The sequence below is a fragment of the Halomonas sp. BL6 genome (assembly GCF_006228115.1).
Classification (GTDB): domain Bacteria; phylum Pseudomonadota; class Gammaproteobacteria; order Pseudomonadales; family Halomonadaceae; genus Vreelandella; species Vreelandella piezotolerans.
This window is the reverse complement of record NZ_VDGL01000001.1, coordinates 643275-656352: the sequence shown is the minus strand read 5'-3', so window position 1 is coordinate 656352 and position 13078 is coordinate 643275. Positions and strand designations below refer to the sequence as shown.

At 58.1% G+C, this 13078-nt stretch carries 13 protein-coding genes; 7 read left to right on the top strand and 6 right to left on the bottom strand.

From position 1 onward, the window contains the following. The first annotated feature begins 135 nt into the window (after positions 1-135). The 4 genes from FHJ80_RS03110 (at position 136) to FHJ80_RS03095 (ending at position 2266) form a co-directional block, all read left to right on the top strand. Entirely contained in the window at positions 136-1167 is a 1032-nt protein-coding gene (locus tag FHJ80_RS03110) for a phospholipase A (RefSeq protein WP_139525568.1), read from the top strand. Between the two features lie 88 nt (positions 1168-1255). Further along, the gene (locus FHJ80_RS03105) at positions 1256-1588 is read left to right on the top strand and encodes a YqjD family protein (RefSeq protein ID WP_139525567.1); all 333 of its coding nucleotides are present in this window, start codon (positions 1256-1258) and stop codon (positions 1586-1588) included. Next, a complete protein-coding gene (locus tag FHJ80_RS03100; protein ID WP_139525566.1) occupies positions 1588-1983 on the top strand; it encodes a phage holin family protein in 396 nt (131 codons plus the stop codon). The genes FHJ80_RS03105 and FHJ80_RS03100 overlap by 1 nt, the downstream gene beginning before the upstream one ends. Next, positions 1967-2266, top strand: a complete 300-nt coding sequence (locus FHJ80_RS03095; protein ID WP_137093870.1) for a YqjK family protein — start codon at positions 1967-1969, stop codon at positions 2264-2266. The genes FHJ80_RS03100 and FHJ80_RS03095 overlap by 17 nt, the downstream gene beginning before the upstream one ends. Before the next feature lie 95 nt (positions 2267-2361). Here FHJ80_RS03095 and FHJ80_RS03090 read toward each other — a convergent pair whose 3' ends face one another. After that, positions 2362-3546, bottom strand: a complete 1185-nt coding sequence (locus tag FHJ80_RS03090; RefSeq protein ID WP_139525565.1) for an NAD(P)/FAD-dependent oxidoreductase — start codon at positions 3544-3546, stop codon at positions 2362-2364. Positions 3547-3742: 196 nt separating this feature from the next. Here FHJ80_RS03090 and FHJ80_RS03085 point away from each other — a divergent pair, with 196 nt between their 5' ends. Together FHJ80_RS03085 and FHJ80_RS03080 are read left to right on the top strand one after the other, a co-directional pair. After that, positions 3743-4807, top strand: a complete 1065-nt coding sequence (locus FHJ80_RS03085; RefSeq protein WP_139525564.1) for an efflux RND transporter periplasmic adaptor subunit — start codon at positions 3743-3745, stop codon at positions 4805-4807. Continuing rightward, positions 4807-7947, top strand: a complete 3141-nt coding sequence (locus tag FHJ80_RS03080) for an efflux RND transporter permease subunit (RefSeq protein WP_139525563.1) — start codon at positions 4807-4809, stop codon at positions 7945-7947. The genes FHJ80_RS03085 and FHJ80_RS03080 overlap by 1 nt, the downstream gene beginning before the upstream one ends. Positions 7948-8021: 74 nt before the next feature. Here FHJ80_RS03080 and FHJ80_RS03075 read toward each other — a convergent pair whose 3' ends face one another. Further along, positions 8022-8435 carry a DUF3617 family protein gene (locus FHJ80_RS03075; protein WP_139525562.1) on the bottom strand — a complete coding sequence of 138 codons (414 nt, stop codon included), beginning with the start codon at positions 8433-8435 and terminating at the stop codon, positions 8022-8024. A gap of 160 nt (positions 8436-8595) precedes the next feature. Between FHJ80_RS03075 and FHJ80_RS03070 the strand changes: the two genes are divergently transcribed. Next, positions 8596-8805, top strand: coding sequence for a CPXCG motif-containing cysteine-rich protein (locus FHJ80_RS03070; protein ID WP_139525561.1), 210 nt, complete (start codon positions 8596-8598; stop codon positions 8803-8805). Positions 8806-8822: 17 nt separating this feature from the next. On the opposite strand, the gene FHJ80_RS03065 is transcribed toward FHJ80_RS03070, so the two are convergent. From FHJ80_RS03065 to FHJ80_RS03050, 4 genes are all read right to left on the bottom strand, one after another. After that, the gene (locus FHJ80_RS03065) at positions 8823-9665 is read right to left on the bottom strand and encodes an ABC transporter permease subunit (protein WP_139525560.1); all 843 of its coding nucleotides are present in this window, start codon (positions 9663-9665) and stop codon (positions 8823-8825) included. Next, positions 9662-10573, bottom strand: coding sequence for an ABC transporter permease subunit (locus FHJ80_RS03060; RefSeq protein WP_139525559.1), 912 nt, complete (start codon positions 10571-10573; stop codon positions 9662-9664). The genes FHJ80_RS03065 and FHJ80_RS03060 overlap by 4 nt, the downstream gene beginning before the upstream one ends. A gap of 31 nt (positions 10574-10604) precedes the next feature. Further along, positions 10605-11786: an ABC transporter ATP-binding protein gene (locus tag FHJ80_RS03055; protein WP_139525558.1), complete on the bottom strand. Its 1182-nt coding sequence runs from the start codon at positions 11784-11786 to the stop codon at positions 10605-10607. A 95-nt stretch (positions 11787-11881) separates the two neighbouring features. After that, positions 11882-12985, bottom strand: coding sequence for a polyamine ABC transporter substrate-binding protein (locus FHJ80_RS03050; RefSeq protein ID WP_139525557.1), 1104 nt, complete (start codon positions 12983-12985; stop codon positions 11882-11884). Positions 12986-13078 lie beyond the last annotated feature (93 nt).

Here is a 13078-nt window from a genome sequence, read left to right as displayed (position 1 = left end):
GAGATGGCCATTGTCATGGGTAAGACAGCTCGACGCAATATTGTCAGCACGTCGCCATACGGAGTTGACTTACACAAGCGGCATGTATAGAAACAATGCTGGCATCTCTCTACTCTTAATTTGCGAGCCACGTTGATGGTTACCCGAAAACTGCTGTTCACCGGTTTGGCGACATTTGTGAGCGCGACCGTGCTCAGTCAAAGCGCCATAGCCGATTCCCGAGAAGACATTGAAGCGCGCATACAAGCGCTCAATACCGAACTCTACCAGTTGCGCCAGCAGCTTCAGCAAATCGAAGCACCCGAAGATGCCGCCCAGGGTATCGAACCAGCGCCGCTGCCAGTCGAAGTAGCGCTCGAAGACCTGAGCGAACGGCGACAGTTGGAACAAGAGTCGTCACGTAACCCCTTCGCCATCACGACGCATCGCACCAACTATCTGTTCCCCATTAGCTACAACACGAATCAAAACGTCGAGAATTTCCGCAGCATCACAGACGACGTTCAACCGGATAGTGGTGAGGTCAAATTTCAATTCAGTGCCAAGTTCAATTTGGCCGAAAATGTCTTCGGTGACATAGGCGACGTTTACTTTGCGTATACCCAGCGTAGCTGGTGGCAGGCGTACAACACCGATGCCTCCTCGCCGTTTCGCGAAACCAACTATGAGCCCGAAGTGTTTATCGACTTCGACAACGCCTGGAGTGCCTTGGGATGGGTGAACACCCGCAACCGCGTGTCGTTCATCCATCAATCAAACGGCCGCTCCGATCCGCTCTCGCGCAGTTGGAACCGAGTGTACTTGGAAAGCACCTTCCAAAGCGGCGATTGGGCGCTCACCCTGGCGCCCCACTGGCGCGTGCCCGAGTCGGATAGCGATGATGACAACCCCGATATCGAGCGCTTCGTCGGCTATGGCGACATTCGCCTCGCCAAGCGCCTGCAAAACAACCATGAATTTGCCGGTCAACTGCGTGGCAACCCTAGCGCCGGCAACTACGGCACGCAGATCGATTACAGCTGGCCCGCGTTCAACGGCGTGCGCACCCATGTGCAGTATTACTACGGTTACGGCGAGAGCATGATCGATTACAACCACCGCGTGCATCGCCTGAGCCTTGGTTTTAGCCTCAACCCACTGTTCAGCGCCACTGGGCTGAACCGTTAAGCCAGTAAGGTTGTCTATATGATGATGACTGCTATGCTGAAGTCGTCACTCGAAGTCGTAACTCATTCACTCGTCAAAGGAAGACATCATGGCAAAACGTAATACAGACACCTCTGCCCGTGCTGACCAGCTCAAAGAGGATCTGCGTCATCTCAGCGAAACCGTCGAAGAGCTGATGAACGCCACCTCCAAGGATGCTAGCGGCGAAATGCGCGACCTGCGTGAGCGTGCCGAGCGACGTTTGAAGGATACCCGTGCCCGCCTAGAAGCCCGCGGTGAACGTTTTTACGAAGATACCCGCGAGACACTCTCAGAGCAGGTCGATTGCTGTGATCGTTACGTCCGTGAGAACCCCTGGACCAGCATCGGCCTTGGTGCCGCAGCGGGCCTTGTCGTTGGTATGCTCCTCGGACGTCGCTAATGGCTTTGGGTCCTACCCAACGCGTCTTTTCCGCCGCCAAACGCCTGCTAAAAACACTGGTTGCCAACAGTGAGACCCGCCTGCGTTTGGCGGTTTTGGAACTAGAGGAAGAGCGCGCCCGCTTATTAGTCTTACTGCTGCTTGCTGGTGCCAGCCTGCTATTACTGCTTCTTGGCATTGCTACGCTAACGGCTCTTGTCATTGTGCTTTTTTGGGACACGTATCGTCTCACGGCCATCAGCGTGAGTGCTGCTGTACTGATTGCACTCAGCGTACTACTCGCCGTAATAGCACTTCGTCAAGCCAAGCGTCATACGCTGCTCAAAGAAACGTTAAAGCAGCTTGCGGCGGACCGGGCCTTGCTAGAGGTGAATGAGGATGACCCGTCACGATAGTGTCGTTAAACCACTCAGCCGAGCAGAGCGCAAGGCGGCGCTGCTCGCCGAACTGGAGCAGCAGCGTATCGACATATTGGTCGATAGCGACACGTTGCTACATGCCTCTTCCCCGCTGGAACGTCATTGGAAAAGCGTCAAACTGCCGCTTTACGCCATTGGCGGCATTGCTGCGTTACGCATTGCACGTCATCCAGGCGGTGCCATGGTGCTAGGTCGTAAGGCACTGGCAGGTTACATGCTCTTTCGAAAGTTAAAGCTCCTTGCCAAAGTGGCGACATAATCGTCCGTTGACCGCTACGCCTGCGATAAGGATGATCCGACAAGCCGCTGCGGCTCTCTTACCGCAGCGGCTTGTTTAATGCGTGTCGATAACACTTAACACGCTTGTCCACAGGCAACACCGCTAGCCCATGCCCACTGAAAGTTATAGCCGCCTAGTTGCCCCGTCACATCCAGCACCTCACCAATGAAGCGCAGCTGCGGTAGGTCTTTGACTTCGAAGGTTTTCGATGAGATAGCATGGGTGCTTACCCCGCCCATCGTCACCTCCGCCGTGCGCCACCCTTCCGTACCCGCCGGTTTTAGCTGCCATTGGTTGAGCCGCTGAGCCCACACATCAAGCGCTTCATTGCTGTACTGGGCCAGCGGACTAGCCAGCTCAGCGTTGGGGTACCACTCTTGCAATGCTTGGGCAAAGCGCTTGGGAAAACGCTCGCCAAGCCAGGTAGACAATAGGCGCTTAGGGGTTTCCTGCCGCGCATGACGCAAGGCCTCCGCGACGCTTTCACCCGGCATGAGGTCAATGGTAATCGTGCTACCAGACTCCCATACGCTGGAGATCTGCAGCATGGAGGGGCCAGACAGCCCTCGGTGGGTAAACAGCATCGGCTCGACAAAGCGCGTCTCCTTGCAACTCACCGCCGAGGGCAGGCTGACGCCAGAAAGCGCTGCGACCCGCTCTTTCCAGCTATCGCTCAGGGTAAACGGCACCAAGCCGGGGCGAGTGGGCAGCACCTCCAGGCCGAACTGGCGCGCAATGTCGTAGCCAAATCCCGTCGCTCCCATGGTGGGAATGGAGAGCCCCCCTGTAGCCACCACGACCACGCCTGCATCGATGGTCCCCATGGAGGTGGTCAGGCGCATGCCCTCCCCTTGGCGCTCCACGCGCGAGATGGAGGTTTTCAGTGCCACCTCTGCCCCAGCCCACTCACACTCGGTCATCAGCACCCGAACGATCTCTTTAGCGGAATCGGCGCAAAATAATTGTCCAGGCGCTTTTTCTACATACTCGACGCCATGGGTTTCCACGAGCGATACGAAGTGTTCTGGACGGTAACGTTTTAATGCGGAGATACAAAAATAAGGATTTTCAGAGTAAAAATGCCCAGGCGCCGTATCAAGATTGGTAAAGTTACAGCGGCCTCCCCCCGACATTAGGATTTTTTTACCCGCTTTGTTGGCATGGTCGAGCACTAAGACACGTCGCCCGGCATAGCCTGCCTGCGCCGCGCACATCAAACCAGCGGCGCCCGCGCCAATGACCACGACGTCGAAGACCATTACAAAGGCTCCCAAAAAGAATAGGCGGGTATTTTAACAGGTAAAAAGCACTACATTGCTGTACATTATCAGCCTTAAAGTACAAGAAGAGCACAATATTTCGCTTGGCGGTACGGCACCGCTGCGCCTAGGGGCTGACACCGGCCTGGACGGTGGAGCGTAAAGCACCCAGTCCGTGAATGATATCGAGACACTTATGCCTGCATCGAAACGCACCTTTTGTGGCCTCTTACTACTGCTTGGTTGGGCCACTCTTGCCAGCGCGCAAACACCCCCACCCGTCATTGGGTATCAAGTAGCGTCCGACACCTGGTCGGACCCGCTGGAAGCGCTGGGCACTTTGAGCGCCGACGAGAGCGTGACATTATCCGCTACTGTCACCGACACCATCGCGGAGATCAACTTTGGCGATGGTGAACAGGTCGAGCGTGGCCGCTTACTTATTCGTCTGGAAGATGCCGAGGAGCAGGCACTATTGAGAGCAGCACAAGCGCTCACCGATGAGCGACGCAATGCATCCGGCCGAGCCTCGCAGCTGCAGCAGCGTAACTTAGCGGCCAGAGCCGACGTCGAAGATACGCAATCCCAGCTCCGCCAAGCGCAAGCCGATGCCCAAGCGCTAGAAGCGCGACTCGAGAATTATCGTATCCTTGCACCGTTTAGCGGCAGGGTCGGCTTTCGTGATGTCAGTGTCGGCACGCTCGTCACCCCAGGTATGGCGCTGGTGACCCTCGACAAGCTCGACGTCATGAAGCTCGACTTCACCGTGCCTGAGGTGTTTTTGGGCCGACTCTCTGCCGGACTGAGCCTAACGGCCACCACCGCAGCGTATCCAGACGAGGTGTTTCGCGGGGAAATTGCTAGTATCGGCACGCGCATCGATCCCACCTCCCGCAGCGTGAACGTTCGCGCCGAGCTTGCCAACCCCGATTTGAAATTGCGCCCCGGCATGCTGATGGAGGTCATCGTGCAACAGCGCGTGCGCGAGACGCTCGTGCTCCCTGAAGCCGCCCTTCAGCCCAGTGGCAACCGCCATTTCGTCATGGTGATTCAACAGCAGGAGGCCCCGCGCTTAGAACGCCGTGAGGTCGCCATTGGCGAGCGACGCAGTGGCGAGGTCGAAATCCTCGAAGGCCTGCGTGAAGGCGACTTGGTCGTGATCCACGGCCTACAGCTCGCCCGAGAAGGCCAAGAGGTCAGGCTACTGGGCATTGCCGACGAAACGACGGATATTCGCTCGCTGCTTGAGGCTGATCGCTAATGCGTTTATCCGATATTTCCGTCCAGCGGCCCGTGCTCGCCATGGTGATTGCGGCGCTAATCATCGCCTTTGGACTGCTGGCGCTCAATCGCTTACCGCTTCAAGAGTATCCCACGGTCGACCCGCCCATCGTTAGTATCGATACACGCTACCCCGGCGCCTCAGCAAGCGTGGTAGAAACACGTATTACCCAAGTGCTGGAAGACCGTATTGCCGGGGTCGAAGGTATCGAACTGATCACCTCTCAAAGTGAAGATGGCCGCTCGCGTATCGAAATCGAGTTCGCCATCACCATGGATATCAACGCCGCGGCGAACGATATACGCGACCGCATCTCCGGCGCGCTGCGCAACCTCCCAGACGACGCCGACAACCCAGAAGTCACCAAAGCCGATAGCAGCGAAGAGATCGTCGTATGGCTGAGCCTGTCGGGGGCGGACTACTCGATTGCCGAACTCACCGACTACGCCAACCGCTTTCTCGTCGATAGCCTGTCGGTGCAACCCGGCGTTGCCCGCGTGCGTGTCGGCGGCGGCCAAGATTACGCCATGCGCGTGTGGCTCGACCGTAACGCACTGGCGGCTCGCGGCCTAACCGTGGGCGATGTAGAAGACGCATTACGCGCCGAAAACGTCGAGCTACCCGCTGGCTCGATCGAGTCCGATGACCGTCAGTTCATCGTCCGTCTGCCGCGCAGCTTCGCCACCGCCGATGATTTTCAGCGCCTAGCGCTCACTCAAAGCAGCAACGGTTATTTGGTACGTCTTGCCGATGTCGCCCGCGTGGAAGTCGGGTCAGTAGAAGATCGCTCGGTGTTCCGAGCCAACGGTGTGCCCATGGTGGGGCTGGGAATGATCATGCAGTCCACCGCCAACGTGATCGAGCTGTCTGAGGCGGTGCAACAGGAGCTGGAGCGGCTGCAGGGCACGCTGCCAGCGGGCATGTCGCTTGCCCTCAATTACGATGCCTCAGTGTTTGTCTCTGGTGCCATCGAGCAGGTCGTCATGACGCTCTTTATTGCCATGGGCCTTGTCGTCATCGTGATTTTTTTGTTCCTAGGCAATCTACGTACGACCCTGGTCCCCGCCGTCACGGTACCGATTGCCGTGATTGGCGCGTTCACGGCGCTGGCGGCAATGAACTTCTCCATCAACCTGCTCACCCTGCTTGCCCTGGTGCTGGCCATCGGGCTGATCGTGGACGACGCCATCGTGGTACTCGAGAACATCAATCGACGCATGCATGACTATGGCGAAACCCCGCTAGTGGCCGCCTTTCGTGGCACGCGACAAATCGCCTTTGCAGTGATCGCCACCACCCTGGTGCTGGTCGCCGTCTTTGTACCACTGAGCATGCTGCAAGGCGACATCGGCCGACTGTTCTCGGAATTTGCCCTGACCATGGCGGCGGCGGTGATCGTCTCTACCCTACTCGCGCTGACGCTAACGCCGATGATGGCCTCCAAGATTCTCAAGCCCGGCATGCACGACAGTCGTATTGGCCAAGGCGTACAGTGGTTGCTGGACGGCACTAAGCGCCGCTATCAATGCGCTCTTGAAACCGTATTGGCAGCCAAATGGCTGGTGGTGGCGCTGTTTGCTTTACTGATCACGGGTACGGCGTGGCTCGCATCGGCGCTGCCCAACGAGTACACCCCCCAGGAGGATCGCGGTAACTTCATCGTGCTGGTGAATGGGCCCGAAGGCGCCACATTCGACTACATGATGGACTACATGGACGAAATCGAGGCGCGGCTAACCCCCTTCGTAGAGAGCGGCGAGCTGGAACGCGTGGTCGTGCGCGCCCCGCGTGGATTCGGCAATATCGAAAACTTTAACAGTGGGTTCATCATCGTCAATATGGCTGACTGGGGCAACCGCCGCAGTGCCTGGGAGATCATGGCTGACGTGCGCCAACAGCTTGGCTCGCTGCCTGGCGTCCAAGCCTTTCCGGTGATGCGCCAAGGCTTTGGCCAGCGTACGCAAAAGCCCGTTCAGTTCGTCTTGGGCGGCGGCACCTATGAAGATCTTGCCCGCTGGCGTGATCGGTTGATCAACCACGTACGGGAAAACAACCCGCGCCTGACCGCCATCGAGAGCAACTACGACGAAACCCAGCCCCAGCTAAGGGTGGATATCGATTACGAACGCGCCGCATCGTTGGGCGTTACGGTGACCGAAATCGGCCGCACGCTAGAAGTCCTGCTAGGCGGGCGTAACGTGACGCGCTATGTAGATGACGGTGAAGAGTACGACGTCATCGTGGAAGGCGACCGCAGCCGCCAAAACAGCCCGCGAGCACTGGATCACATTCAGGTGCGCTCGGCGCGCACGGGCGAACTGATCCCGCTGGCCAGTCTCGTAACCCTGTCCGATTTTGCCGGGGCTAGCACGCTGAACCGATTTGACCGGGTACGCGCCATCACGATCGAAGCAAACCTCGCTGACGGCTATCCCCTTGGCGAAGCGCTGGCCTACCTGCAAGACGCCGCGGATACGCTTCTACCGGAAGAGGTACAAACCAACGTGGCCGGGCCTTCCCGGGATTTCCAGCAGGCCAGCGGCGCAACGACGTTTCTGCTGATCCTCGGCGCGGTGGTGGTCTTCCTGGTGCTGGCGGCTCAATTCGAGAGCCTGATTCACCCCTTCGTCATCATGCTGACGGTGCCACTCGCCATGAGCGGTGCGCTGCTCGCGCTGCTACTCAGCGGCCAGTCGCTGAATATTTATAGCCAAGTCGGCCTAGTACTGCTGATCGGTTTGGCGGCCAAGAACGGTATCTTGATCGTCGAGTTCGCCAACCAACTGCGCGATGAGGGCCAGGGGTTTCGCTCGGCGCTGATCGAAGCCTCGGTGACGCGTTTGCGGCCCATATTGATGACCGCCGTCACCACCATGGCCGGTGCCATTCCGCTGATCATCTCCAGCGGCCCGGGGGCCGAGTCACGCCTAGTGATCGGCACGGTCATCATGGCAGGCGTCGGGGCTGCCACCCTCTTCACGCTGTTCGTCGTGCCGGTGGCCTACGACCTGCTGGCCCGCTACTCCGGCTCGCCTGGAGCGGTCAAGCGCCAGCTCGAAGAGGAGATCGCCAATGCCCCGACGGCGCCACACACGCCGCTGGAAACGCCAGAGCGATGAATCGACGGGCAGTAGAGACACCAAGGGCGCCCAGTGGGCGCCCTTGGTGGTTGAGGCTATCGTAACGGGAGTGCTTATTCGCAGTTACCGATACGCTCGCCTTCGATCGTCGTGTTCATGGTCAGTTCGCCCATGGGCGACTGCGTCAGAATATCCACGGTGCCTTCGATCTGCTCACCCATGAAGCGCATTTCGCCATCGATGGTGGCTTCGCCACCCTCTGCGCGGCATACCATGCTGTAGGAGAGGCCATCGGCATTCATCTCTTGGTCCAGCAGCTCGCAGCCCTCTTCCTCTTCGATGAAACCGAACTCAGCGCCTTCCAGTTCTGCCTGGGTAATGCACTGACGCTCGGTTTCGGTTTGATCGGGAATCTGCATATCGCCACTGACGCTAGTTACGCTGACGAACTCCCACTCGCCGGGCGTCAAATTCGGTGTATCTGCCTGGGCGACCATTGGGAAGGCCGCTAGGGCCGCAACTGCCATGTATCGTTTCATCATCGCTCTCATCTCGCTAGGTGATTCGGGAAAACCCGCTGATATCCTACCTGATTCGCGCAGCAGGCGCCTGCCTGTAAAGCGCACTGCTACACTGAGTCATCATGTCCATGCTTCAGCCAGTGTAACGTTAAAAAGGGCAAACACCATGCAAGACGACGCGTTGATCCATCACGATTTTCACTGCCCTTATTGTGACACCCCGCTCACCTTCGTGATCGACATCTCACAGGGCAGCCATGATACCTGGGAAGATTGTCATCAGTGCTGTGCGCCCATCCAACTTCAGGTCATCGTTTCACCGATGACCGGCGAGCTAGAAGCCGTCATCACCGGCCGTGATGACGACGTGCTCTAGCGGCGCTCGAACTCTATTCAAGCCCCTTCGGCCTGCTGCATGGCCGCCTGACGCTTGGCCTCGCTGCGGCGCATGAAATACCACGCCAGCAGCGTCGCCAACGACACCGTCAAAATGATCAACGTCGCCAACGCATTTATCTTCGGCGACACGCCCATCCGTACCGATGAGAACACCACCATCGGCAGCGTGTTCGCACCCGGGCCCGACACAAAGCTGGCAATGACCAAGTCATCCAGCGAGAGGGTAAACGCCAGCAACCAGCCAGCGGCAAGCGCCGGGGAGATCACCGGGAGCGTCACGAAGAAGAACGTCTTGACCGGGGGCGAGCCCAAATCCATCGCCGCTTCCTCGATAGAGCGGTCCACTTCCCGCAGGCGAGCGGCGACCACCACCGCCACGTAGGCACTACAAAACGTAGTGTGGGCGATCCAAATGGTCGCCATGCCACGGTCAGCAGGCCAACCTATTAGCTGCGCCATTTGCACGAACAGCAGCAGCAGCGACAGACCGGTGATGACTTCCGGCATCACTAGCGGCGCAGTCACCATGCTCGAGAGTGCCGTTTTACCTCGAAAATGTCCGTAGCGGGTCATGACAAAGGCCGCTACCGTTCCCAGGCACACCGCCATGCTGGCGGCAAAGAAGGCAATCTTCAAACTGGTCCACACCGCCGACAAAATCTGCTGGTCGCGGAACAGCTCACCGTACCACTGGGTGGAGAACCCGGCCCACACCGTCACCAAGCGTGATTCGTTGAACGAATACACCACCAGAACGACCATGGGTAGGTACAAAAACAGCAGCCCCAGCACCAGCATCACGGTGGTAAAACTTGGGCGCCGATGCGATCTGATCATTCTTCAAGCTCCCGTGACTGGTAGCGGTGGAACCACACGATTGGGACGAGCAATAGCAGCAGCATGACCATGGCGAGCGCCGAGGCCACGGGCCAATCCCGATTGAGGAAGAACTCTTCCCACAACACCTTACCAATCATCAACGTATCGGGGCCGCCCAGCAGTTCGGGAATCACGAATTCACCGACCGCTGGGATGAACACCAGCATCGAGCCCGCAATGATGCCCCCCATCGAGAGCGGCAGCGTGACCTTCAAGAAGGTGTTGAATTTACGTGACCCAAGGTCCGATGCCGCTTCCAGCAGCGAATTATCCAAACGCGTCAGGTGGGCGTACAGCGGCAGCACCATGAACGGCAGGTAAGCGTAGACGATGCCTACGATCACCGAGAATTGCGTGTTCATCATCCGCAGCGGGGCATCGATGAGACCAAGCCCCATCAGCAGGTTATTGATCAACCCGCTATTGCTGAGAATGCCCATCCAAGCGTAAACCCGAATCAGAAACGACGTCCACGACGGCAGCATCACCAACAGCAGCAGAACCAGCTGCCAGCGCCCTGGCGCACGCGCCATGGCATACGCCATCGGGTAGCCAATCAGCAAACACACCGCCGTGGCAATGAACGCGGTTTTGATCGACCCCCAGTAGGCGGCCACATAGAGCGAATCGGACAACAGAAACAGATAGTTGCCTAAATTCAGAAAAATGTTGAGCGTTTGGTCGGCATACTCCACCAGCGGCCCATAGGGCGGAATGGCGATGGCCGATTCGGATAAGCTGATTTTCAGCACCAGCGCGAACGGGAGCAGGAAAAACAGCGTCAGCCACACCAGCGGAAGTGCAATCACGGCGCGACGGCCTAGCTGCATCCGCTTGATCACGCCTGAAACGCGAGATGGCGTCATAATAGGCAATCTCCTCTCATCCACCTGGGCATTAGCGGTTCAGCACGATAGCGCTGTGGTCTTCCCAGTAAACGTACACGCTATCCTCCCAGGTAGGGCGGTCGCCGCGACGCTCGGTATTGGCCATGCTGACCTTGATCATCTGCCCGGAGGTGGTGCGCACGTAGTAGAGCGAGTAACCACCCAAATAAGCGATATCGTCCACTTTGCCCGCTTCCCAGTTGTACTCACACGTTGGCTGTTCGCGGGTGAGCCAGATTTTCTCAGGGCGCAGCGCCGCCCACACCCGGCGATCGACCGCTTGGGTCGTAATACCGTGGTCGATATAGATTGGCCGAGAAAGCGCGGGTGATTCGATGCGGCAGTGATCGGCGGCGTCTTCGATGATCTCCCCTTCGAACAGATTCACCGTGCCAACGAATTCAGCCACCATTCTGCTCGCGGGGCTTTCGTAGATATCCACCGGTGAGCCCACCTGCTCGATCCAGCCGTCGGCCATGATCGCCACGCGGTCGGCCATGGTCATGGCTTCTTCCTGGTCGTGGGTCACCATGATGCAGGTGACGCCGACCTGCTCGATGATCTCGACCACCTCCAGCTGCATTTCGGTGCGCAGCTTTTTGTCCAACGCGCCCATGGGCTCATCGAGCAGCAGAAGCTTGGGTCGCTTGGCGAGCGAGCGTGCCAAGGCCACCCGCTGACGCTGACCGCCTGAGAGCTGATGGGGCTTGCGCTTGGCAAAACGCTCCATGTGCACCAGTTTGAGCATCTGAGCTACGCGCGTCTCGATGTCGGCTTTCGGCAGCTTGTCCTGCTTTAAGCCGAAGGCAATGTTTTGGGCCACGGTCATGTGCGGAAACAGCGCATACGACTGGAACATCATGTTGATGGGCCGTTTATGTGGTGGCATCTCGGTGATGTTCTCGCCACTCAGCAAAATGCGCCCCTCGCTGGGCGTCTCGAACCCCGCCAGCATGCGCAGTAGCGTCGACTTACCCGAGCCAGAGCCGCCGAGCAAGGCAAAAATTTCGCCGCGCTTCACCTGCAAATTCACGTCATCTACGGCAAGCGCATCATCGAACCGCTTGCTCAAACGCTTGACCTCTAAAACGATATCTTCGGCAAAACGAGGCGTCTTGCCCTGGGCGCGAGCCTGAGGAGGTACGGCAGACGAAGCAGAGGGAACGTCGTTCGACAGGGGCGTAGTGACCATTCGCCACTCCCATCAAAAGGCCCGAAAGACCGGGCGATAAAAGACAAACAGCGAGCCGGGCAGCTGCCCGGCTCGCCGTCAGACGATGATTGGCATTAACGTCCAGATTTGACGCGGTTCCAGGTGCGCGTTCGAGCACGCAGCAGCTCCTGGGGTTTTTCGACTTGGACGTAAAGGTTCTTCATTACGTCGGTCTCAGGGTAAATGGCCGGGTCGTTGATCAGCTCATCAGAGAGATACTCGTTAGCAGCCAAGTTGGGGTTGGCGTAACGCACGTACTCGCTGATCTCGGCAGCGATTTCCGGGTCGAGAATGAAATTGATGAACGCGTGGGCATTCTCAGGATTCGGCGCATCGGCCGGCACCGCCATCATGTCGAACCAAAGCGCAGCGCCCTCTTTCGGGATGCTATAGCCAATGGTGAAATCACGACCCGCCTCTTCGGCACGCGCAGCGGCCTGGAAGATATCGCCGGAGTAACCCGCCGCCACGCAAATGTCGCCATTAGCGAGGTCAGAAACGTAGCGCGAGGAGTGGAAGTAAGTGATGTTGTCGCGAACGTTGGCAATCAGCTCACCAGCCGCTTCGATGTCTTCGACGGTCTCGTTCAGCGGATCCAAGCCAAGGTACACCATGGCAGGCGACAGCATTTCATCGCCCGAATCCATCATCGATAGACCACAGCCCGCTTCACTCAGCTTAGTGGTAATCTCTGGATCGAACAGCAGTGCCCAGCTATCCAACGGAGCGTCGTCACCGAGAATGTCGGTCACTCGCTCGACGTTATAACCGATGCCGTTGGTGCCCCACATATAAGGAACGGAGTATTCGCTGCCTGGGTCGATGGTTTCGAGATTGGCCATCAGCTCCGGGTCGAGGTTGTCCAGGTTCGGCAGCAGCTCATGGTTCAGCGGCTGGAAAACGCCCGCTTTGAGTTGGCGGGTAAAGTAGTACGTTGACGGCACCACCACGTCGTAGCCAGAACGGCCCGACAAGAGCGCTGCGTCGAGAATTTCGTTACTGTCATACACATCGTACGTCACTTCGATACCGGTACGCTCGGTGAACTTCTCCAGCGTTTCCGGGGCGATATAGTCAGACCAGTTATATACCCGCACTTCCTCAGCGTGGGCAGCGGCAGCCGCTACGGCAAAAGAGATGGCCGTAACGGCCGCTGAAAGTTTTTGGATGTTCCCCATCTACCTGCTCCTAAATGTAAAGTTCACGTCACCACAGCCCACGTTCGGCAACCGACTGCTCTTTGAAGGAAGGCCTGTACGCCAACCCAACGC